Consider the following 22779-nt stretch of genomic DNA (forward strand, 5'->3'; position numbering starts at 1 on the left):
TTCGAGGAACTGTCCCCTTACAATTTTTAATTCTCAAACTTGTTGCAGAGAAATTTTCTTGATAAAATAGATACATGACTAGATATAAAGCTGTAATTTCCTATGATGGCTATGCTTTTGCTGGTTTTCAGAGGCAACCACACGCGCGTAGTGTCCAAGAGGAAATTGAAAAAACTTTAACAAAATTAAATAAAGGGCAGGGCATTACCATCCATGGTGCAGGACGAACGGATAGTGGTGTTCATGCGCTAGGGCAGGTTATCCACTTTGATCTTCCCTATCAGATGGATGAGGAAAAGCTTCGCTTTGCTCTCGATACTCAAAGTCCTGAAGATATAGATGTCATTTCGATTGAAATTGTGGCTGATGATTTTCATTGCCGTTATGCTAAGCATAGCAAGACCTACGAGTTTATCGTGGATAGAGGGCGTCCTAAAAATCCTATGAGACGTCATTATGCCACCCACTATCCCTACCCACTAGATGTGGAACGCATGCAAAAGGCTGTAAAGAAATTAGAAGGAACCCATGATTTCACCGGTTTTACTGCTGCCGGAACCAGTGTGGAGGACAAGGTAAGAACGATCACGGAAGCCAGTCTTAGGGTTGACGAGACCGGTCAATTTTTGACCTTTACTTTCTCTGGCAATGGCTTCCTCTATAAGCAGATTCGAAATATGGTTGGGACCTTGCTGAAAATTGGTAATAACAGAATGCCGATAGAGCAGATTGACCTGATTTTGGAGAAAAAAGACAGACAGTTGGCAGGTCCAACTGCAGCACCCAATGGTTTGTATTTGAAGGAGATTCGTTATGAAGAATAATCGTATTTTAGCACTTTCAGGAAATGATATTTTCAGTGGTGGTGGACTAGCTGCTGACCTTGCGACCTATACTTTAAATGGTTTACATGGTTTTGTAGCTATGACTTGCTTGACTGCTTTGACGGAAAATGGTTTTGAGGTCTTCCCAACAGATGAGACTATTTTCCAACAACAGCTGGATAGCCTCAAGAGCGTAGACTTTGGAGGAATTAAGATTGGTCTCTTACCGACTGTTGGTGTTGCTGAGAAAGCTCTTAACTTTATCAAGGAAAGCAAAGGAGTTCCAGTGGTATTGGATCCAGTTCTCGTTTGTAAGGAAACGCACGACGTTGCTGTCAGCGAGCTCTGTCAAGAGTTGATTCGTTTTTTCCCTTATGTGACTGTCATTACACCCAATCTACCTGAGGCAGAATTGCTAGCAGGCCAAAAGATTGAAACCTTGGACGATATGAAGGCTGCAGCTCAGAAGTTATATGACTTGGGTGCACCAGCAGTCATTATTAAAGGTGGGAATCGCCTCAGTCAAGATAAGGCATTAGATGTATTTTATGATGGAAAGAACTTTACAGTTTTGGAAAATCCTGTTATTGAAGGACAAAATGCAGGTGCTGGTTGTACCTTTGCCTCAAGCATTGCTAGTCAGTTAGTCAAGGGAGAGGAGCTATTACCAGCGGTTGAGAGTTCTAAAACCTTTGTTTACCGTGCTATCGCACAAGCAGATCAATATGGAGTAAGACAGTATGAAGCAAACCAAAACAAGTAAAATCGCGCTATTATCAATACTGACTGCCCTATCGGTAGTTTTAGGTTATATTGTCAAAATCCCAACCCAAACAGGAATCTTAACTCTTTTAGATGCTGGTATCTTTTTCACTGCTTTTTATTATGGAAAACGAGAAGGAGCTATTGTGGGAGGTCTAGGAGGTTTCATTATTGACCTGATCTCAGGCTATCCTCATTGGATGTTCTTCAGCTTGCTTTTCCATGGTTTGCAGGGTTACTTTGCAGGTTTTAAAGGAAAATGGAAGTGGCTTGGATTAGTTTTGGCAACTTTTATCATGGTAGCCGGTTATGCATGTGCGACTTCTTGGATGAAAGGTTGGGGTGTAGCTCTGACAGATATTCCTCACAATTTGTTGCAGAATTTTGTTGGAATGATTGTTGGGTATCTTCTCTATCAGAGTATTAAGAAAATTAGTAAGCAGTAAAAAGGAAGTCTTCCCTGGGAACTATTGAAAAAAATCTGATTATTTGCTAAAATGAAAGCTATGAAAACACTCTACGATGTGCAACAATTTCTCAAACAGTTCGGCATTCTTGTCTATATGGGCAAACGTCTTTATGACATTGAATTAATGAAGATTGAACTATCTCGAATCTATGATGCTGGTTTGATGGATAAACTGGATTATCTAGAGGCGGAGGCTGTTCTTCGTAGAGAGCACAAACTAGAATTAGACTATTTAGAAAAAAATGGAGATTAGATATTATGGTAACTTGGGTATTATGGGGACTTGTAGTGGCGATGTTGGCATGGATGGGATACAACTATCTTCGTATTCGCCGTGCAGCAAAAATTGTAGACAATGCAGAGTTTGAATCTTTGATTCGTACAGGTCAGCTAATTGACTTGCGTGAGCCAGCTGACTTCCACAGAAAACATATCCTCGGAGCTCGTAATATTCCTTCAAATCAATTGAAGACAAGTCTTGCAGCTCTTCGCAAGGATAAACCTGTCCTTCTATATGAAAACCAACGTGCGCAACGTGTAACCAATGCAGCACTTTTCTTGAAAAAACAAGGTTTCTCAGAAATTTATATCCTTTCTTACGGATTGGATTCTTGGACAGGCAAGGTTAAGACTAGCTAACAATGTGAAATCAAGTTGTCACATATGTTTAATATAAAGTTTTAGCTTTTTGTGATATAATTAATTTGTATTAAATTTAAGGAGTTTTTATTATGCAAGAAAAGAAAAAAGCATCACTTGTTTTAGGTATCCTATCTATCGTCCTTGGTTTGTTATCTCCAATCGTAGGTCTTGTTTTGGGTATCATTGGTCTTGTCTTGGCTAATTCGCACGAAAAACAATCTGGACTAGTGTATAAAACAGAAAAAATTCTCAATATCGTAGGGCTTGTCATTTCTGTACTTAACTGGATTGCAGCCCTCGTAATGATTTTTGGTTAATCAAAAACAAAAAAGCTTTATGTTTAAAGCTTTTTTTGTTTTATCCACTTTTCGTTAAGTGGTTTTTAATCATTTTTAATTTTTTTTGGTTCAGGGACAGGTTTTCATAGTTCTAAAACTTGTTACCTAATAGATAAATCCGGTTTGTATGGTATAATGAATGCGTAATAAGTTTAAGGAGATTTTAGAGCATGCAAGAAAAGAAAAAAGCATCACTTGTTTTGAGTATCCTGTCTATCATATTTGCCTTTGGATTTCCAGTGTTAAGTATTATTTTTGGTATTTTTGGTTTGATCTTGGCTAATTCACATCAAAAAGAGTCTGGACTAGACTATAAGACAGAAAAAATTCTCTCTATTTTAGGGATTGTGTTAGGGATTGTGATTTCTGCACTTATCTGTATCGTACTTATCTCACAACTTTCGGGAATTCATTAAAACAAAAAAGCTTTAGTTTTAAAGCTTTTTTATTTTATCCACTTTTCTCTAAGTAGTTTTTAATAATTTTCAATTCCCCTTGATTCAAGGGTCGGTATTGACCTTCTGCTAGGTCAGGATCTAATAGAAAATCTCCGAACTGAACTCGTTTGAGGGCAGTGACCTTGACACCAACTGAGAGAAACATTTTCTTGACCTGGTGAAATTTTCCTTCAGAGATGGTGATGGTGGCTCTACTGTGGCTAGGACTTGAGGCTAGAATTTTAAGCTGAGCAGGTTTACAGACGGTTCCATCAAGAAAGACAATCCCATTTTTGAACTGCTGGATGTGATCTGGTGTGAGCAAGCCGTTCACCTCAACTTGATAGGTTTTATCGACATGATATTGAGGATGAAGGAGTTGAAAACCTAGAGGGCCATTATCTGTTAGGAGGAGCAGCCCTGTCGTATCTCTATCCAATCGACCAATAGCGTATAGCTGATCCGACTGGAGATGTTGAGGTAGTAAGTCCATAACCGTTGGGAGCTTCTTGTCCTTGCTTGCTGTCACGACACAATTTGGTTTGTGAAGCATGAGATAGGTGTGCTCATATCCTTGGATTTTTCTACCCTGAAAAATCAACTCTTGTAATCCCGTATCAACATTCTGTGCAAGGGATGTAGCAGGGACTCCATCTATTAAGATTTCTTTTTTGATAAGAGCCTGTTTCATGGCTTTTCGACTGATTTTTTCCTGGGCTAATAAATTATCTAAACGCATACCAGCCTATCTTATCACAAGTCGGGATTTTTGAAAAGAAAAGAGAAGTCATGAATTTTCTTTTGAAAACATTTACACTTACTTGAGTTAAGTCATTTGCTTAAAATTGTGGTATAATCGTTCAGTTAGAAAATAAATTTTTGAATATAACAGAGGAAATCATGACAAAATTAAGAGAAGATATCCGTAATATCGCGATTATCGCCCACGTCGACCACGGTAAAACAACCCTCGTTGACGAATTATTGAAACAATCTGAAACTCTTGACGCGCGTACAGAATTAGCTGAGCGTGCAATGGATTCAAACGATATTGAAAAAGAGCGTGGAATTACCATCCTTGCGAAAAATACAGCCGTTGCCTACAACGGAACTCGTATCAACATCATGGATACACCAGGACACGCGGACTTCGGTGGAGAAGTTGAGCGGATCATGAAAATGGTTGACGGTGTTGTTTTGGTCGTAGATGCTTACGAAGGAACAATGCCTCAGACTCGTTTTGTTTTGAAAAAAGCCTTGGAGCAAGATCTTGTTCCGATCGTTGTGGTTAACAAAATCGATAAGCCATCAGCTCGTCCAGCAGAAGTAGTAGATGAAGTTTTGGAACTTTTCATCGAACTTGGTGCAGATGATGATCAGCTTGACTTCCCAGTAGTCTATGCTTCAGCAATCAACGGAACATCTTCATTGTCAGATGATCCAGCCGACCAAGAAAAGACTATGGCGCCAATCTTTGATACCATTATTGACCACATTCCAGCTCCAATCGATAACTCAGATGAGCCACTTCAATTCCAAGTGTCTCTTCTTGACTACAATGACTTTGTTGGTCGTATCGGTATCGGACGTGTCTTCCGTGGTACTGTTAAGGTCGGAGACCAAGTTACTCTTTCTAAATTGGATGGTACAACCAAGAACTTCCGTGTTACAAAACTCTTTGGTTTCTTTGGTTTGGAACGTCGTGAAATCCAAGAAGCTAAAGCTGGTGATTTGATTGCCGTATCAGGTATGGAAGACATCTTCGTTGGGGAAACAATCACTCCAACAGATGCAGTTGAAGCTCTTCCAGTTCTTCACATCGACGAACCTACTCTTCAAATGACCTTCTTGGTTAACAACTCACCATTTGCTGGTCGTGAAGGAAAATGGGTGACTTCTCGTAAGGTTGAAGAGCGTCTTCAAGCAGAATTGCAAACAGACGTATCTCTTCGTGTAGATCCAACAGACTCACCAGATAAGTGGACAGTTTCAGGACGTGGGGAATTGCACTTGTCAATCCTCATCGAGACTATGCGTCGTGAAGGTTATGAGCTTCAAGTATCTCGTCCAGAAGTTATCGTCAAAGAAATCGATGGTGTGAAGTGTGAGCCATTTGAGCGCGTGCAAATCGACACACCAGAAGAATACCAAGGATCTGTTATCCAAAGCCTTTCTGAACGTAAGGGTGAAATGTTGGATATGATTGCAACAGGTAATGGTCAAACTCGTTTGGTCTTCCTAGTTCCTGCGCGTGGTTTGATTGGATACTCAACTGAGTTCTTGTCAATGACTCGTGGTTACGGGATCATGAACCATACCTTCGATCAATACTTGCCATTGATTCCAGGGGAAATTGGTGGACGTCACCGTGGAGCCCTTGTTTCGATTGATGCTGGTAAGGCTACAACTTACTCTATCATGTCTATCGAAGAACGTGGTACTATCTTTGTTAACCCAGGTACTGAGGTTTACGAAGGAATGATCATCGGTGAAAACTCTCGTGAAAATGACTTGACTGTTAATATCACGAAAGCAAAACAAATGACTAACGTTCGTTCCGCTACTAAGGACCAAACAGCGGTTATCAAGACTCCTCGTATCTTGACTCTTGAAGAATCACTTGAGTTCTTGAACGACGATGAGTACATGGAAGTAACGCCTGAATCTATCCGTTTACGTAAGCAAATCCTCAACAAGGCAGAGCGCGAAAAAGCAAACAAAAAGAAAAAATCAGCTGAATAAGAGCTAGAAAGAGATAAAGATGGTCTATCTAATCATAGGGATTTTATTACTCTTACTCTATATCTTTGCGACACCTCAAAGTATCAAGGGGACGGTCAATGTTGTAATATTAGTCTTTGGACTTGTTGCCCTCGTAATCTTGTTGCTCTTGTCTGCCCTGCAGATTTTCCAACTTCCAGCAGAAATCTTTATTACATTGGGAATGCTGGCTCTTACTTACTTTAGTTTGAGAGATATCAGTCTCATGTCGATTCGAAAAAAGCACTAAAATTAATTCGAATTTAAAAATAAGAAAAAACTTCTATTAGCAACTAAGTTGCCGATAGAAGTTTTTATTTGTCACTATTATTGTCAGAATAACGGTTGTAGAAATCTACTTTTATCTGGATAAAATGTTCTAATTCGCGAAAGAGTTGTAGAAGCGTAGCCCGTGTCTCAAACTCTTCTCTAGTTTTAGGGAGAGAGCGATTGCGAAACACCTCTAGGTAGCTCTCAATATCATTCAATAAGTTGTAGGCTGGATTTGTTTGACTCAGTTGGCTAGCTGTTTTTGAAAAGAGTTGAGCAACAATCAAACTCTCACTAGCGGCTAGTTGGCATGTGTTAATCTGTTGAGCCATATTTCTTAAGATACGCGTTTGTCTTTGTCGCATCTCAAAGTAGTGAATATGATAATCTGTCTGGTGAAAGAGATGGTCAGAGTGATCGAGATAAACTAGCTTAAGAGCATCCTCAAGTAGTTGATCAAGTTCATTTACAAGTTGAGCCTGATTACGGCCATCTCCTCTTTTCAGATAGTAAGAAAGCCGTAGAAGAACATCCCTGAGTTTTTCTTCAACAAGAGTATGATAATGTTGAATTTCTTTTTCTCGTGAAGGCATATAGAGATTGATTAGAAGTGCAAAGCCAGTACCAATCAGGAATAATAGTAATTCATTCACTAAAAGAACTGGAGAAGTTGATTGTTGGATTAATAGATGGCTAACCAAGACGCTACTTGGAGTAATCCCAATTTCCCAACCGAGTTTATAGGCTAGAGGAACGTAGATTGCTAAGTAAAGCCCAAAGCTCCAGATATGATAACCAGTTAGTTGAAAGGCGATAACACCGATTGTCAGAGCTAGCAAGGTTGAAAAAAGTCTATTACGAGCTAGTTTGATAGTGCTTCTTCGCGTATCAGATAGACTTAAGATAGCAATGATACCAGCTGATACAGCTGATGACAAATCAAAAAAGTAGGCTAGTAAACAAGCAAAACAAGTTGCTAGGACTAGTTTTAAAGTACGTTGTGTGATAGACATAGAATACTTCCTTGAGATAAATGCTTTAAAGTTTTAGTAGTAGGTAAGGTAGAAAGGTCTATTCCAAGAGAGTTATTGAGAAAATAATTTGTTCTCCATGTAGTGGTTTGATTATAGTATAAATATGCTTTGAAATCAAGTCTATGTATGTTTGATAGACCTTATGAAGCCAGATACAACTTCGTTTTGTGGTATAATAATTAGAAAGGAGTTTTACATGCAAGAATTTTTTAAAAGTTATTTTAATAAGCTAGATTTAACAACGGTATTTGAGAATCTTTTAACGAAAGTGATTTCTCTTTTAATTTTATTTGTGCTATTTTACATAGCTAAACAGCTTCTCCATGCAGCTGTCAAGAGAATTGTGAAGCCTTCACTTAAGTATTCAAATCGTGATGCAGGACGACAAAAGACAATCTCGCGTTTATTAGAAAATATTTTTAATTACACCCTTTATTTCTTTTTAGTTTACTGCATTTTGTCTATCCTAGGACTACCTGTATCCAGTTTACTAGCTGGTGCTGGGATTGCCGGGGTTGCAATTGGTATGGGAGCCCAAGGTTTTTTGTCGGATGTTATTAATGGCTTCTTTATCCTCTTTGAACGCCAGTTGGATGTAGGGGATGAAGTTGTTTTGACAAATGGTCCCATTACTGTATCGGGAAAAGTAGTTAGTGTCGGAATTCGAACCACTCAACTAAGAGGTGAAGACCAGGCTCTCCACTTTGTTCCCAACCGTAATATTACCGTGGTTAGCAATTTTTCAAGAGATGAGTTGAACTGAAATTTTACTTGATTTATGGTACAATAGAGGGAGTTTGACAGAGGAGAAATGATGGTTTTAGATAAACAATTAGGAAATGGTTGTACCTGGATAAATCTTGATATCGAAAAAATTAAAAATCTTGAAGATTTATCTGAAATCTATGGTTTGGATAAGGAAACCATCGAATATGCTCTGGATAGAAATGAAAGAGCCCACATGGATTATAACCGTGAGAATGGGACTGTGACCTTTATTTATAATGTCCTTGACCTAGAAAAAGACAAGGAATACTATGAAGCCATTCCCATGACCTTTATCGTTGAAAACAAACGAATGATTACCATCAGCAACCATAAGAATGCTTATGTCATTGATCAGATGTTAGCTTATCTGGATAGCCATGAAATTATTTCAATTTACAAGTTTCTCTTTGCTGGTTTAGAGATTATCAGTAACGCTTATTATCCTGTAATTGAAGAGATGGATAAAAGTAAGGACGTAATTAGTGCCTTGCTACGTCAAACTACAACAAAGAAAAATCTCTTCGCCCTCTCTGACTTGGAGACTGGTATGGTTTACTTGACAGCAGCAGCAAAACAAAATCGACTCCTCTTGGAACATATCCAGGGCCATGCTCTTTATCGGAGATTTAATGATGTCGAACGAGAGCAGTTTGATGATGCGATGATTGAAGCCCATCAGTTGGTGTCTATGACAGACTTGATTTCTCAAGTCTTGCAACAACTCTCAGCTTCTTACAACAACATCCTAAACAACAACCTGAATGATAGTTTGACAATTTTGACTATTATCTCCGTCTTACTAGCAGTACTTGCGGTTATTACAGGTTTCTTCGGAATGAATGTTCCTCTACCATTTACAGAAGAGCCAAATGCTTGGATTTATATTTTAATGACTAGCTTGATTTTATGGGCGGCCTTATCTCAATGGCTGAAGAAAATTACTAGAAAATAAAAGAAAAGGAGCCAAAATGGTGATTGAAAACTACATGCCAGACTTTGCTGTAGAAGCAGTTTATGATTTGACAGTCCAAAGCCTGAAAAACCAAGGGATCAAAGCTGTTTTGGTGGATTTGGACAATACTCTGATTGCTTGGAATAACCCTGACGGGACTCCAGAGATGAAACGATGGTTGCATGACCTTCGTGACGCAGGGATTCGCATTATTGTAGTCTCAAATAATTCTAAAAAACGTGTCCAACGAGCAGTTGAAAAATTTGGGATTGATTATGTCTACTGGGCTTTGAAGCCTTTTACTTTCGGGATTGATCGTGCTATGAAAGAATTTCACTATGAGAAAAATGAAGTCGTCATGGTTGGGGATCAGCTCATGACAGATATTCGTGCAGCTCACCGTGCAGGAATTCGCTCGATTTTAGTTAAACCCTTGGTGCAGCACGATTCCATCAAAACGCAAATCAACCGCGCTCGTGAGCGCCGTGTTATGAAACAAATCACTGAAAAGTACGGGCCTATCACATATAAAAAAGGAATCTAACTATGGAAGAAATTCTCTGTATTGGCTGTGGAGCAACCATTCAGACGACAGATAAGAACGGTCTAGGCTTTACGCCTCAGTCAGCACTCGAAAAAGGTTTGGAAACTGGTGAAGTTTATTGCCAACGTTGTTTCCGTCTTCGTCATTACAATGAAATCACAGATGTGCAACTGACGGATGATGATTTCTTAAAACTCTTGCACGAGGTGGGAGACAGTGATGCCTTGGTGGTCAATGTTATTGATATCTTTGACTTTAATGGCTCTGTTATCCCAGGTTTACCACGTTTCGTGTCAGGTAATGATGTGCTCTTGGTTGGAAATAAAAAAGATATCTTGCCTAAGTCAGTTAAACCAGGTAAGATTAGTCAATGGCTCATGGAACGTGCCCACGAAGAAGGTCTACGTCCTGTTGATGTCGTTCTGACTTCAGCCCAAAACAAGCATGCTATCAAGGAAGTCATTGATAAAATTGAGCATTATCGTAAGGGTCGTGACGTCTATGTAGTTGGGGTTACCAATGTTGGGAAATCAACTCTTATCAATGCTATTATCCAGGAAATTACGGGTGACCAGAACGTCATCACAACCTCACGTTTCCCAGGGACAACCTTGGATAAGATTGAAATTCCGCTCGATGATGGTTCTTATATCTATGATACACCGGGAATTATCCATCGTCATCAGATGGCCCACTACTTGACGGCTAAAAATCTCAAGTATGTCAGTCCTAAAAAGGAAATCAAACCTAAAACCTACCAGCTCAATCCTGAGCAAACCCTATTTTTAGGTGGCTTAGGACGCTTTGATTTCATTGCAGGAGAAAAGCAAGGATTTACAGCTTTCTTTGACAATGAACTCAAACTTCATCGTACCAAGCTTAAAGGAGCGAGTGCCTTTTATGATAAGCACCTGGGAACCCTTCTAACACCACCAAATAGCAAAGAAAAAGAAGATTTTCCAAAACTGGTCCAACATGTCTTTACTATCAAAGATAAGACAGACCTCGTTATCTCAGGACTAGGCTGGATTCGTGTAACAGGAACTGCCAAAATAGCCGTCTGGGCCCCAGAAGGCGTCGCAGTCGTCACACGAAAAGCCATTATTTAAAATAAAATCACTGAGCGAACAAAGTGAGCTCATGTAGAGATAGTTATTGCCGTGGTGTGATTGCCAATCTACAGATTGGCAAGGGGCGCAATTGAGACCTAGGCTCAATTGTGAGGTCAGGAAATCCATTTTTCAAAGATGAAATCTTTGGGAAATTAGTTCCGACCGTACCCCACCACCTAAAATAACTATCAAAAAAGGAAGAAATTATGTCATTAACATCGAAACAACGTGCCTTCCTCAACAGCCAGGCACACACCCTCAAACCCATCATCCAAATCGGGAAAAATGGACTCAACGACCAAATCAAAACCAGCGTTCGTCAGGCACTTGACGCCCGCGAATTGATCAAGGTTACTCTCTTGCAAAACACAGATGAAAACATCCACGAAGTAGCTGAAATCTTGGAAGAAGAAATCGGTGTGGATACAGTCCAAAAAATCGGTCGTATCTTGATTTTGTATAAGCAATCAAGCAAGAAAGAAAATCGTAAGATTTCTAAAAAAGTTAAAGAAATCTAAGCATATACTCCCAAAAACTGTATTTTACAGAAGATTAAAGGAGATTAGCCTATGGCAATCGATTTATTAACTCCCTTTACAAAAGTGGAGTTAGAGCCAGAAATCAAGGATAAAAAACGCAAGCAAGTTGGAATCTTAGGGGGAAATTTTAACCCTGTTCACAATGCTCACCTTATCGTGGCAGACCAAGTGCGCCAGCAGTTGGGATTGGATCAAGTTCTGCTCATGCCTGAATACCAACCACCTCACGTAGACAAAAAGGAAACCATTCCTGAACATCACCGTCTCAAGATGCTTGAATTGGCTATCGATGGAATCGAAGGTTTAGCTATTGAGACCATCGAGCTGGAGCGTAAAGGTATTTCCTACACCTACGACACCATGAAGCTTCTAACAGAGAAGAATCCAGATACAGATTACTATTTCATTATCGGTGCAGATATGGTAGACTATCTGCCTAAATGGTACCGAATTGATGAGTTGGTGGAACTAGTTCAGTTTGTAGGGGTTCAACGTCCACGTTACAAGGCAGGGACTTCTTATCCAGTCATCTGGGTAGATGTGCCTCTCATGGATATTTCATCCAGTATGGTACGTGATTTCATTGCTCAAGGTCGCACACCTAACTTTCTCTTGCCAAAACCAGTGCTAGACTATATTGAGAAAGAAGGGCTTTACTGATGGCATACCAAGACTATATCAACTGTTCGCGTGAAGAATTGTTGGAAAAAATGGCAGAGCTCCTACCTGAAAAACGTCTAACCCATTGTCTGGGTGTAGAGCGTGCAGCCATAGAATTGGCTCAGCGCTTTGGTGTGGATGTTGAGAAGGCAGGTCTAGCGGGTCTCCTTCATGACTATGCTAAAAAGCTATCAGATCAAGAATTTTTAAACTTGATAGATCGTTATCAACTTGACTCTAATCTAAAAAACTGGGGTAATAATGTCTGGCATGGAATGGTCGGTATCTACAAGATTCAGGAAGATTTGGATTTGAAAGATTCTGAAATCCTACGAGCTATTGAAATCCATACAGTTGGAGCTGATCAGATGACGGACCTTGATAAGGTTATCTACGTCGCAGACTACATCGAGCATAATCGTGCCTTTCCAGGAGTGGACCAGGCGCGTGAGATTGCAAGTTTGTCACTCAATAAGGCAGTAGCTTATGAAACAGCTCGCACTGTGGAGCATTTGGCTCGCCAGGGATTACCTATCTATCCCCAAAGCCTTGAAACCTATAACGCCTATGTACACTATTTGAAAGAGGACTAAATGAACGAAAAAGAATTACTAGAACTAGTCGTGAAAGCGGCTGATGAGAAACGTGCAGAGGACATCCTCGCACTTGATGTACAAGAATTGACCAGCGTGACGGACTACTTTGTTATCACTAGCTCTATGAATAGCCGTCAATTGGACGCTATCGCTGAAAATATCCGTGAAAAAGTAGCTCAAGCTGGCTTTAAAGGTAGTCACGTTGAAGGCGATGCAGCTGGTGGCTGGGTCTTACTTGACCTTGGTGGAGTCGTTGTGCATATCTTCTCAGAAGAAATGCGTGCCCACTATAACCTAGAAAAACTATGGCATGAGGCGGATTCTGTAGACTTATCTGCAACCTTGGCCTAGTAGATGAACTCAGTTGCAGTCAACTGGGTTTATTTGCTTAATTTAGAAGAAAATCGTTAGAAAGGTGAGAGCGTCGTGTTTGGTAATGTTGAAACTGAACACGAGCTAAAAACTGTGAGAAAGAGAATTACTTCCTTTGTATCTGATGATACGGCAGAAAGATACTTATTTTCTCTTCGTTTTAAACGCTCTTTGTATCTTAATAATGGCAACATACGAGACTTTTGCGGCTGTTTACGATGCTGTGATGGATGATAGTTTATACGATAAATGGACGGATTTTTCCCTCCGTCATTTGCCAAAGACTAAGGAGAGAAAGAAACTCTTGGAATTGGCTTGTGGGACAGGCATCCAGTCCGTTCGCTTTTCTCAAGCAGGTTTTGATGTGACTGGGCTTGATTTAAGTGCGGATATGTTGAAGATTGCTGAGAAGAGAGCGGCTTCAGCCAAGCAAAAGATTGACTTTATTGAAGGCAATATGCTGGATTTGTCCAAGGCGGGGAAATACGATTTTGTGACTTGCTACTCGGACTCAATCTGTTACATGCAGGATGAGGTTGAAGTCGGGGATGTCTTTAAAGAAGTCTATAATGCCCTCAATGAAGATGGGGTCTTCATCTTTGATGTGCATTCGACCTACCAGACAGATGAAGTCTTCCCAGGTTATTCTTATCATGAAAATGCGGAAGATTTTGCCATGCTCTGGGATACCTATGAGGATGCAGCACCACATTCCATCGTGCATGAACTGACTTTCTTTATCAAAGAAGCGGACGGTTCCTTTAGCCGTCATGATGAAGTGCATGAGGAGCGCACTTATGAAGTCTTAACCTATGATATTCTGCTGGAGCAGGCTGGTTTCAAGTCCTTTAAACTCTTTGCGGACTTTGAAGACAAGGAACCAACAGAGACTAGCGCCCGTTGGTTTTTCGTCGCACAGAAGTAGGAGAATATCATGACCATTACAGGTATTATCGCGGAGTTCAATCCCTTTCATAATGGCCATAAATACCTGCTGGAACAGGCAGAGGGACTGAAAATCGTTGCCATGTCTGGGAATTTTATGCAGCGCGGAGAGCCTGCTATTGTGGACAAGTGGACACGGGCTCAAATGGCACTAGAGAATGGGGCGGATTTAGTTGTAGAATTGCCCTTTTTAGTCAGTGTTCAAGCGGCGGACTTTTTTGGTCAAGGTGCAGTGGCTATCTTGGATCATTTGGGGATGGATACCCTAGCCTTTGGGACAGAAGAAGTTCTGGATTACCAGCAAATTGCTAACCTATATACAGAGCGTGGTCAAGAGATGGAACTCTTCATGGAAAACTTACCGGATTCTCTTTCTTACCCTCAGAAAACCCAAGCCATGTGGAAGGAATTTGCAGACCTTGATTTTTCAGGTGATACGCCCAATCATGTCCTTGCTCTTGCCTATGCCAAGGCGGTAGCAGGGCGAAAGATCAAGCTTCATCCAATTCAACGTCAGGGAGCAGGTTACCATTCTGTGGACAAGGATGTTGACTTTGCATCTGCAACAGCCCTCCGTCAGCATCAAACAGATCAGAATTTTCTAGAGCGTTTTATGCCTTCTGTTGAACTTTTTGAAAATGCTAGTAAGGTGAGTTGGGAAGATTATTTTTCACTCTTACGCTATCAAATCTTGTCAAATCCTGACCTAACTAACATTTATCAGGTCAATCAAGAAATGTCGGTGCGCATCAAGGATGCTATTAAGACAGCTCAGTCTGTGGAAGAATTAGTCGAGATAGTTGCTACCAAACGCTACACCAAAGCGCGTGTGCGACGCCTCTTGATCTATATCTTGGTACAAGCTAGAGAAAGTGACCTGCCAGAAGCCATTCATGTCCTTGGTTTTACCGAAAAAGGAAGACAACACCTTAAAACTCTTAAGGAGCAGGTTAATCTAGTTAGCCGAATCGGTAAAGAACCCTGGGATGCTATGACTCAAAAGGCAGACCAGATTTATCAACTGGGACACCCTAGTGTCGTAGAACAAAATTTTGGCAGAGTGCCAATCAGAATCGAAACAAACTAAGTCTACTGAAAGGTAGGCTTTTTTTAGTTTTTTGCAAGAAAATTCTTTTAAAAAATAGTTAGGTTTAAGAAGCTTATTTTACTAAGGAAAATGAAGATATTGCTTCTAAAAATAACTAAAACAACTTCCATTTAAGGTTTGTTAAAAATATTTTTTTGTGGTAAAATGTATAAGAATGCATGTCATTCAGATAAACAAATAAATTGAGGTAAAAACATGGAAATTATGACAATTGTTATAGTTGTTTTTGCCGTCATCATTGGTTTAGTCATTGGATATGTCAGCATCTCAGTCAAGATGAAATCATCACAAGAGGCTGCAGAGTTGATGCTTTTAAATGCTGAACAAGAAGCAACTAATTTACGAGGACAAGCTGAGCGCGAAGCGGATTTATTACTAAATGAAGCCAAGAGCGAAAGCAAATCCCTTAAAAAAGAAGCACTATTGGAGGCTAAAGAGGAAGCCAGAAAATACCGCGAAGAAGTGGACGCTGAATTTAAGTCGGAGCGTCAAGAACTCAAGCAAATCGAAAGTCGTTTGACGGAGAGAGCTACGAGCCTTGACCGTAAAGACGATAATTTGACGAACAAAGAAAAAACACTTGAACAAAAAGAACAAAGTATTTCTGATAGAGCAAAAAACCTTGATGCACGTGAAGAGCAACTAGAGGAAATTGAAAAACAAAAGCAAGCTGAACTTGAGCGTGTCGGAAGTCTGACCCAGTCAGAGGCAAAAGATATTATCTTAGCTCAAACAGAAGAAGACTTGACCAAGGAAATTGCTAGCCGAATTCGTGAGGCGGAGCAAGAAGTCAAGGAACGTTCAGATAAGCTTGCTAAGGATATCCTGTCCCAAGCCATGCAGAGAATTGCTGGTGAGTATGTAGCTGAGTCTACCAACTCGACAGTTCATCTGCCTGATGATACTATGAAAGGTCGTATCATTGGTCGTGAAGGTCGTAACATCCGTACTTTTGAAAGTTTGACAGGGGTTGATGTCATCATTGATGATACGCCAGAAGTGGTAACCTTGTCAGGTTTTGATCCTATCCGCCGTGAGATTGCCCGTATGACGATGGAAACCTTGCTTAAGGATGGACGAATTCACCCAGCTCGTATCGAAGAGTTGGTTGAGAAAAACCGTCAAGAAATTGATAACAGAATTCGTGAATATGGTGAAGCTGCAGCCTATGAAATCGGTGCACCAAACCTTCACCCAGACTTGATGAAGATCATGGGTCGCTTACAGTTCCGTACTTCATACGGACAAAATGTCTTGCGACACTCAATCGAAGTGGCTAAGTTAGCTGGTATTATGGCTAGCGAAATTGGTGAAAATGCAGCTCTTGCCCGCCGTGCAGGATTCCTTCACGATATTGGTAAAGCCATTGACCGAGAAGTAGAAGGTAGTCACGTTGAGATTGGTACTGAATTAGCTCGCAAGTACAAAGAGCATCCAGTTGTGATTAACACGATTGCTAGTCACCACGGAGATGTAGAGCCTGAAAGTGTGATTGCAGTTCTCGTTGCTGCGGCGGATGCCTTGAGTGCTGCTCGTCCAGGAGCCCGTAGCGAATCACTTGAAAGCTACATCAAACGTCTCCATGATTTAGAAGAAATCGCTAATAGCTTTGAAGGAGTTCAAAATAGCTTTGCCCTTCAAGCAGGTCGTGAAATCCGAATCATGGTAAATCCAGGTCAAATCAAGGACGACAAGGTCACAATCTTAGCTCACAAAGTTCGTGAGAAAATTGAAAGCAACCTCGATTACCCAGGAAATATCAAGGTAACCGTGATTCGTGAACTTCGTGCAGTTGATTATGCAAAATAAATAAGAAAGAGCAGTTGAAAAATTACTGCTTTTTTGTTACACTAGATAGAAAGATTGTAGTAAGCAGAAATGCCTTCACAAAGAGAATTCTGAATGAATTTTCAAGGCATTTCACAAACTATCCAAAGGAGACATCATGGCAGACCGTGGCTTACTAATCGTTTTTTCAGGTCCTTCAGGAGTTGGAAAAGGAACGGTTAGACGAGAAATTTTTGAGAGTTCTGAAAACCAATTCCAATATTCTGTATCTATGACAACGCGGGCGCAACGTCCAGGTGAAGTAGACGGAGTTGACTATTTCTTCCGTACGCGTGAAGAATTTGAAGAATTGATCCGTCAAGGACAGATGTTAGAGTATGCAGAGTATGTAGGTAACTACTACGGAACTCCTCTGACTTATGTTAATGAAACCCTTGATAAAGGAATCGATGTCTTTCTTGAAATTGAAGTGCAGGGAGCTCTTCAGGTTAAGAAAAAAGTTCCAGATGCTGTCTTTATCTTTTTGACACCACCAGATTTAGAAGAATTGCAAGACCGTCTCGTTGGTCGTGGTACAGATAGCGCAGAAGTGATTGCACAGCGTATTGAAAAAGCCAAAGAAGAAATTGCTTTGATGCGTGAGTATGACTATGCTATTGTCAATGACCATGTTCCTCTTGCTGCAGAACGTGTTAAACGTGTGATTGAAGCAGAACATTTCCGCGTCGATCGTGTCATCGGTCACTACCAGGATATGCTACCAAAGTCTCCAACTATTCGATAAACTATAGAAAACAGGTACAAACAAATGATGCTTAAACCCTCTATTGATACCTTGCTTGACAAGGTACCATCAAAATATTCACTCGTAATCTTGGAAGCAAAACGTGCTCACGAATTAGAAGCTGGAGCAACTCCAACACAAGAATTCAAATCTGAAAAATCTACACTTCGTGCCTTGGAAGAAATTGAATCAGGGAATGTAACCATCCACCCAGATCCAGAAGGGAAACGCGAAGCTGTTCGTCGTCGTATCGAAGAAGAAAGACGATTGAGAGAAGAAGAAGAAAAGAAAATCAAAGAGCAAATCGCGAAAGAAAAAGAAGAAGGTGAAAAAATTTAAGGTTGGGGGGACTCAATCTTATTTTTTCTATTGCAAGAATACTCAATCAATTGAAACGATTTAAGTAGAGAAGGAGGTGAGGATATGGCTATTGCAAAAATTATTGTGGATGTTCCCTTGATGCAGACTGACCAACCCTATAGTTACAAGATTCCTGAAGAATTTAAAGACATGCTGGAAGTTGGTATGCGGGTTCATGTGCCTTTTGGGAAGGCCAATCGCTTGATTCAGGGAATTGTTCTTGGAATGGAACAAGAATCGGAAATGGCAGATGAAGACTTGAAAGAAATTGCTGAAGTGCTGGATTTTTCTCCTGTCTTAACGAAGGAGCAACTCTGGCTGGCCGAAGAACTACGTAAGTCAGTTTTTTCATACAAGATTTCTATTCTAAAAGCTATGCTTCCGGGATTTTTGAATTCTAGCTATGATAAAATCCTCTATCCTCTGGAAGGTTTGAGTCAGAAAGACAGAGACCGTTTATTCGCTTCGCAAGAGTCCTTAGCATTTTCATCACTTGATTTGAAAAAGCAGGCCGAGATGATGCGATTGACTCGAAAAGGACTTTTGAAGTTAGAGTATCAGGCTATAGACCAGAAGAAGGTTAAAACACAGTCTTGGATTCAAGTGAATCTTGACAAATTAGAAAAGCTAGAAATCTCAAACCGTGCCAAGAAGAAATTGGAACTGCGAGATTATTTATTAGCACATCCAGAAAGTACTCCTTTGGCTGCTTTGTTAGAACATTACTCTCGGCAACAAATCAATTTCTTTGTGGAACAGGGTGCTTTGACGATCCTTCAAAAAGAAGTACAACGTTCAGCTGCCTACTTTGAAGGAATCGAGTCAAATCAAGCCTTAGAGTTAAACCCAGAGCAAAAACTAGCCTGTGAGGCGGTTGTTGGAGCGATTGGGAAGAAACACCCTCCATTTCTCCTTCAAGGAATCACAGGAAGTGGGAAAACCGAGGTTTACCTACAGATTATCCAAGGTGCCTTGGATATGGGAAAAACAGCGATTGTTCTAGTTCCGGAAATCTCTCTGACACCTCAAATGACAGAGCGCTTTATTGCTCGTTTTGGTGAGCAAGTTGCCATCCTCCACTCAGGCTTGTCCAATGGTGAAAAGTATGATGAGTGGCGCAAGGTGGAGCGTGGAGATGCTCAGGTAGTTGTTGGGGCCAGGTCTGCTATTTTTGCACCTTTGAAAAATTTAGGTGTTATCATTATTGATGAAGAGCATGAGGCTAGTTATAAGCAAGATAGCAATCCTCGCTACCATGCTAGAGATGTGGCTCTTTTACGTGCCCAGTACAATCAAGCTGCCCTAGTCCTTGGTTCTGCAACACCGAGTCTAGAAAGCCGTGCGCGTGCTGGTAAGGGTGTTTATCAACATCTACGTCTGACTCAACGGGCAAATCCTTTGGCAAGTATTCCTGAGGTTCAACTGATTGATTTCCGTGATTACATCGGGCAGAATGAAACATCAAACTTTACACCACCACTGATTGAGGCAATTCAAGATCGGCTGGATAAAAAAGAGCAGGTTGTTCTCATGCTCAATCGTCGTGGTTATTCTAGCTTTGTCATGTGCCGGGAATGTGGGACCGTGGATACCTGTCCCAACTGCGATATTTCCTTGACGCTGCATATGGATACTAAGACTATGAACTGTCATTATTGTGGTTTTACGAAGGAAATTCCACATGTCTGTCCAAACTGTCAGAGTCGTAGCATTCGCTATTATGGAACGGGGACACAGAAGGCTTATGATGAGCTAGCGGAACTCTTTCCAGAGGCACGCATTCTACGCATGGATGTGGATACAACTCGTAAAAAGGGCAGTCACCAAGCTTTACTTGAACAATTTGGCAATGGTGAAGCGGACATATTGCTAGGAACCCAGATGATTGCCAAGGGCTTGGATTTTCCCAATGTGACCTTGGTTGGTGTTCTCAATGCGGACACAGCCTTGAACCTGCCTGATTTCCGTTCTTCTGAGAGAACCTTCCAACTCTTGACCCAGGTGGCAGGTCGCGCCGGTCGTGCTGAAAAGGCTGGACAGGTTTTGATTCAGTCCTATAATCCTCAGCATTATGCCATTCGGTTCGCCAAGGATCAGGACTACGAAGGTTTCTATGCCTATGAAATGGGCATCAGACGTCAGTTGGGTTATCCACCTTATTATTTTACTATTGGAATCACCTTATCTCATAAAAAAGAAGAAGAGGTTCTTAGACGTGCTTATCAAGTCATGGAGATTTTGCGGTCAGGTTTATCGGATGCTAGTGTAATTCTAGGTCCGACGCCAAAACCTATCGCTCGTACTCATAACCTCTACCACTACCAAATTTTGATTAAATACCGTTTAGAAGATGAGTTGGCTTCGACCCTTAATCAGGTCTTAGCCCTAACTCAAGAACGTGAAAATAGCGAACTTCGTCTCAGTATTGACCACGAACCGCAACAATTTTTATAGAAGGAGAAAAGATGACAAAACTAATCTTTATGGGAACTCCCAATTTTTCAGCAACTGTTTTAAAGGGGCTTTTGTCAGATGACCGCTACGAGATTGTAGCGGTTGTGACTCAGCCAGACCGGGCTGTCGGCCGTAAAAAAGTTATTCAGGAAACCCCAGTTAAAGAAGCTGCCAAAGAGGCAGACCTACCTATCTACCAACCAGAAAAATTATCAGGTAGTCCAGAAATGGAAGCTATCATGAATTTGGGAGCTGACGGGATTGTGACTGCAGCTTTTGGACAGTTTCTCCCAAGTAAACTCCTTGATAGCATGGATTTTGCAGTCAACGTTCACGCCTCCCTCCTTCCCAAACACCGTGGTGGAGCTCCTATCCATTATGCCTTGATTCAAGGTGATGAAGAAGCAGGAGTAACCATTATGGAAATGGTCAAGGAAATGGATGCAGGAGACATGATTTCTCGTCGCAGTATTCCCATTACTGATGAGGACAATGTTGGAACTTTGTTTGAAAAATTGGCCATTGTTGGGCGTGATTTGCTTTTGGATACTCTACCTGCTTATATAGCTGGCGAGATTCAGCCTCAACCGCAAGATCCAAGCCAAGTAACTTTCTCACCTAATATCAAACCAGAGGAAGAAAAATTGGACTGGAACAAGACCAACCGTCAACTCTTTAATCAAATCCGTGGGATGAATCCATGGCCAGTTGCTCATACCTTCCTCAAGGGAGAACGCTTCAAAATCTATGAAGCCTTGCCTGTAGAAGGGAAGGGGAATCCGGGTGAGATTATTTCCATCGGTAAGAAAGAATTGATTGTCGCGACAGCAGAAGGAGCTCTATCTCTCAAACAGGTTCAACCAGCAGGAAAACCTAAAATGGACATTGCTTCCTTCCTCAACGGTGTTGGACGAAGTTTGGCTGTAGGAGAACGATTTGGTGACTAAAGTAGAAACGGCTAGAAACTTAGCCTTAAAGGTGCTAGAGGATGTCTTTGTCAATCAAGCCTACTCCAATATCGCCTTAAATAAACACCTTAAGGGAAGTCAACTGTCAGCAACTGACAAAGGTTTGGTGACAGAGCTTGTTTATGGAACCGTAGCTCGTAAACTAACTTTAGAATGGTATTTGTCTCACTTTATTGAGGATAGAGACAAGCTAGACAGCTGGCTCTATGTTTTGCTTCTCATGAGCGTCTATCAACTCCAATATTTGGATAAGCTTCCTGATCATGCAGTGGTCAATGAAGCGGTAGAAATTGCAAAACTTCGTAAAAAAGGTAGCGAAAAACTGGTCAATGCAGTCCTTCGCCGTATCTTGCGTGAGAGCTTGCCAGATATTGCCAGTATCAAGCGTAAGAACAAGCGTGATTCTATCGCCTACTCTTTGCCAGTGTGGTTAGTTTCTAAGCTCAAGGAAGAGTATGGAGAAGAGCGAGCGCAAGCGATTTTTGAAAGTCTATTAAAACGTAATAAAGCCAGTATCCGGGTGACAGATTTGAGCCGAAAAGAGGAAATTAAAGCTCTGCTTGATGCAAGTGATTCTGCTTTATCAGCTTCTGGTCTGGTCAAAGAACAGGGGCATTTTGCGGGTCATGACTTGTTTGCTGAAGGGGCTATTACTATCCAGGATGAGTCTAGTCAACTGGTTGCTCCAACTCTTGATTTACAAGGAGAGGAGCAGGTTTTGGATGCTTGTGCAGCTCCAGGTGGGAAAACAGCCCATATGGCATCTTATCTCACGACAGGTCAGGTAACAGCTCTGGATCTCTACGACCACAAACTCACTTTGATTCAAGAGAATGCCCAGCGTTTAGGTGTAGCAGACCGTGTTCAAACACAAAAATTGGATGCCCGAAAGGTTCACGAGTTTTTTGGTAAGAATCAATTTGATAAGATTCTTGTTGATGCCCCTTGCTCAGGGATTGGTCTATTACGTCGAAAACCAGATATCAAATACAACAAAGACACTGCTGACTTCGCGTCATTACAGGAAATTCAGTTGGAAATATTAGGTAGTGTTTGTCAAACGCTACGTAAAGGTGGTATAATAACTTATAGTACCTGCACTATTGTCTCTGAGGAGAACTTTCAAGTGGTTCAAGCATTTTTAGAAAGTCATCCAGAGTTCGAGCAGGTTAAACTAGAACACGAATGCAAGGATATCCTAAAAGATGGCTGCATCCTCATTACTCCTGAATTGTATGGAAGTGATGGATTCTTTATTAGCCAATTTCGTAAGATATCCAATTAGGAAGGAAC

27 protein-coding genes are annotated in these 22779 nt (G+C 41.0%); 25 read left to right on the forward strand and 2 right to left on the reverse strand.

The window, feature by feature from the left end:
• Positions 1-74 precede the first annotated feature (74 nt).
• The 7 genes from truA (at position 75) to ACVAMZ_RS02320 (ending at position 3451) form a co-directional block, all read left to right on the forward strand.
• Positions 75-824: a tRNA pseudouridine(38-40) synthase TruA gene (gene truA, locus ACVAMZ_RS02290; RefSeq protein WP_461684913.1), complete on the forward strand. Its 750-nt coding sequence runs from the start codon at positions 75-77 to the stop codon at positions 822-824.
• Positions 814-1587, forward strand: coding sequence for a bifunctional hydroxymethylpyrimidine kinase/phosphomethylpyrimidine kinase (locus tag ACVAMZ_RS02295; RefSeq protein ID WP_461684914.1), 774 nt, complete (start codon positions 814-816; stop codon positions 1585-1587). Before truA ends, ACVAMZ_RS02295 begins: the two co-directional genes overlap by 11 nt.
• Complete coding sequence (locus tag ACVAMZ_RS02300; RefSeq protein WP_461684915.1) at positions 1565-2032, forward strand: ECF transporter S component; 468 nt, start codon at positions 1565-1567, stop codon at positions 2030-2032. Before ACVAMZ_RS02295 ends, ACVAMZ_RS02300 begins: the two co-directional genes overlap by 23 nt.
• Positions 2033-2083: 51 nt before the next feature.
• On the forward strand, positions 2084-2308 hold the full coding sequence (locus ACVAMZ_RS02305) for a YqgQ family protein (protein ID WP_024053574.1): 225 nt from the start codon (positions 2084-2086) through the stop codon (positions 2306-2308).
• Between the two features lie 5 nt (positions 2309-2313).
• Positions 2314-2694: a rhodanese-like domain-containing protein gene (locus ACVAMZ_RS02310; RefSeq protein WP_004251440.1), complete on the forward strand. Its 381-nt coding sequence runs from the start codon at positions 2314-2316 to the stop codon at positions 2692-2694.
• Between the two features lie 92 nt (positions 2695-2786).
• Entirely contained in the window at positions 2787-3014 is a 228-nt protein-coding gene (locus ACVAMZ_RS02315; RefSeq protein ID WP_225750069.1) for a DUF4190 domain-containing protein, read from the forward strand.
• Positions 3015-3205: 191 nt separating this feature from the next.
• Positions 3206-3451 (forward strand): hypothetical protein, encoded by a 246-nt coding sequence (locus ACVAMZ_RS02320; RefSeq protein ID WP_225750070.1) that lies wholly within the window; start codon positions 3206-3208, stop codon positions 3449-3451.
• Between the two features lie 34 nt (positions 3452-3485).
• Here ACVAMZ_RS02320 and ACVAMZ_RS02325 read toward each other — a convergent pair whose 3' ends face one another.
• A complete protein-coding gene (locus ACVAMZ_RS02325; RefSeq protein WP_461684916.1) occupies positions 3486-4211 on the reverse strand; it encodes a pseudouridine synthase in 726 nt (241 codons plus the stop codon).
• A 161-nt stretch (positions 4212-4372) separates the two neighbouring features.
• Between ACVAMZ_RS02325 and typA the strand changes: the two genes are divergently transcribed.
• Complete coding sequence (gene typA, locus ACVAMZ_RS02330) at positions 4373-6214, forward strand: translational GTPase TypA (RefSeq protein WP_214261560.1); 1842 nt, start codon at positions 4373-4375, stop codon at positions 6212-6214.
• A 19-nt stretch (positions 6215-6233) separates the two neighbouring features.
• Positions 6234-6482: a DUF3165 family protein gene (locus tag ACVAMZ_RS02335; protein WP_461684917.1), complete on the forward strand. Its 249-nt coding sequence runs from the start codon at positions 6234-6236 to the stop codon at positions 6480-6482.
• Between the two features lie 64 nt (positions 6483-6546).
• Here the strand turns inward: ACVAMZ_RS02335 and ACVAMZ_RS02340 are convergent, their stop codons facing one another.
• Positions 6547-7515 (reverse strand): aromatic acid exporter family protein, encoded by a 969-nt coding sequence (locus tag ACVAMZ_RS02340; RefSeq protein WP_461684918.1) that lies wholly within the window; start codon positions 7513-7515, stop codon positions 6547-6549.
• A gap of 217 nt (positions 7516-7732) precedes the next feature.
• Between ACVAMZ_RS02340 and ACVAMZ_RS02345 the strand changes: the two genes are divergently transcribed.
• From ACVAMZ_RS02345 to rsmB, 16 genes are all read left to right on the forward strand, one after another.
• Positions 7733-8299: a mechanosensitive ion channel family protein gene (locus tag ACVAMZ_RS02345; protein WP_247922231.1), complete on the forward strand. Its 567-nt coding sequence runs from the start codon at positions 7733-7735 to the stop codon at positions 8297-8299.
• Positions 8300-8350: 51 nt separating this feature from the next.
• Positions 8351-9256, forward strand: a complete 906-nt coding sequence (locus ACVAMZ_RS02350) for a magnesium transporter CorA family protein (protein ID WP_414256766.1) — start codon at positions 8351-8353, stop codon at positions 9254-9256.
• A 16-nt stretch (positions 9257-9272) separates the two neighbouring features.
• Positions 9273-9800, forward strand: coding sequence for a YqeG family HAD IIIA-type phosphatase (locus ACVAMZ_RS02355; protein ID WP_414256542.1), 528 nt, complete (start codon positions 9273-9275; stop codon positions 9798-9800).
• Between the two features lie 2 nt (positions 9801-9802).
• Positions 9803-10909, forward strand: coding sequence for a ribosome biogenesis GTPase YqeH (gene yqeH, locus ACVAMZ_RS02360; protein WP_461684919.1), 1107 nt, complete (start codon positions 9803-9805; stop codon positions 10907-10909).
• Positions 10910-11118: 209 nt separating this feature from the next.
• Positions 11119-11430 carry a ribosome assembly RNA-binding protein YhbY gene (gene yhbY, locus ACVAMZ_RS02365; protein ID WP_000060171.1) on the forward strand — a complete coding sequence of 104 codons (312 nt, stop codon included), beginning with the start codon at positions 11119-11121 and terminating at the stop codon, positions 11428-11430.
• A gap of 51 nt (positions 11431-11481) precedes the next feature.
• Positions 11482-12111, forward strand: a complete 630-nt coding sequence (locus ACVAMZ_RS02370) for a nicotinate-nucleotide adenylyltransferase (RefSeq protein WP_461684920.1) — start codon at positions 11482-11484, stop codon at positions 12109-12111.
• Positions 12111-12704: a bis(5'-nucleosyl)-tetraphosphatase (symmetrical) YqeK gene (gene yqeK / locus ACVAMZ_RS02375; protein WP_461684921.1), complete on the forward strand. Its 594-nt coding sequence runs from the start codon at positions 12111-12113 to the stop codon at positions 12702-12704. Before ACVAMZ_RS02370 ends, yqeK begins: the two co-directional genes overlap by 1 nt.
• Positions 12705-13058, forward strand: coding sequence for a ribosome silencing factor (gene rsfS, locus ACVAMZ_RS02380; RefSeq protein ID WP_461684922.1), 354 nt, complete (start codon positions 12705-12707; stop codon positions 13056-13058).
• A 205-nt stretch (positions 13059-13263) separates the two neighbouring features.
• Positions 13264-14004 carry a class I SAM-dependent DNA methyltransferase gene (locus ACVAMZ_RS02385; protein WP_461684923.1) on the forward strand — a complete coding sequence of 247 codons (741 nt, stop codon included), beginning with the start codon at positions 13264-13266 and terminating at the stop codon, positions 14002-14004.
• Between the two features lie 9 nt (positions 14005-14013).
• A complete protein-coding gene (locus tag ACVAMZ_RS02390; protein ID WP_461684924.1) occupies positions 14014-15111 on the forward strand; it encodes a nucleotidyltransferase in 1098 nt (365 codons plus the stop codon).
• 216 nt (positions 15112-15327) lie between these two features.
• Positions 15328-16941 carry a ribonuclease Y gene (locus tag ACVAMZ_RS02395; protein WP_461684925.1) on the forward strand — a complete coding sequence of 538 codons (1614 nt, stop codon included), beginning with the start codon at positions 15328-15330 and terminating at the stop codon, positions 16939-16941.
• Positions 16942-17077: 136 nt separating this feature from the next.
• Positions 17078-17704, forward strand: coding sequence for a guanylate kinase (gene gmk, locus ACVAMZ_RS02400; RefSeq protein WP_000775049.1), 627 nt, complete (start codon positions 17078-17080; stop codon positions 17702-17704).
• Between the two features lie 24 nt (positions 17705-17728).
• A complete protein-coding gene (rpoZ, locus tag ACVAMZ_RS02405; RefSeq protein ID WP_004251389.1) occupies positions 17729-18043 on the forward strand; it encodes a DNA-directed RNA polymerase subunit omega in 315 nt (104 codons plus the stop codon).
• Between the two features lie 84 nt (positions 18044-18127).
• Positions 18128-20518 carry a primosomal protein N' gene (locus ACVAMZ_RS02410; RefSeq protein ID WP_254723942.1) on the forward strand — a complete coding sequence of 797 codons (2391 nt, stop codon included), beginning with the start codon at positions 18128-18130 and terminating at the stop codon, positions 20516-20518.
• An 11-nt stretch (positions 20519-20529) separates the two neighbouring features.
• A complete protein-coding gene (gene fmt / locus ACVAMZ_RS02415; RefSeq protein ID WP_461684926.1) occupies positions 20530-21465 on the forward strand; it encodes a methionyl-tRNA formyltransferase in 936 nt (311 codons plus the stop codon).
• Positions 21458-22771: a 16S rRNA (cytosine(967)-C(5))-methyltransferase RsmB gene (rsmB, locus tag ACVAMZ_RS02420; RefSeq protein WP_070677774.1), complete on the forward strand. Its 1314-nt coding sequence runs from the start codon at positions 21458-21460 to the stop codon at positions 22769-22771. The genes fmt and rsmB overlap by 8 nt, the downstream gene beginning before the upstream one ends.
• Positions 22772-22779: the final 8 nt, after the last annotated feature.

Source organism: Streptococcus sp. KHUD_017, from assembly GCF_054861245.1.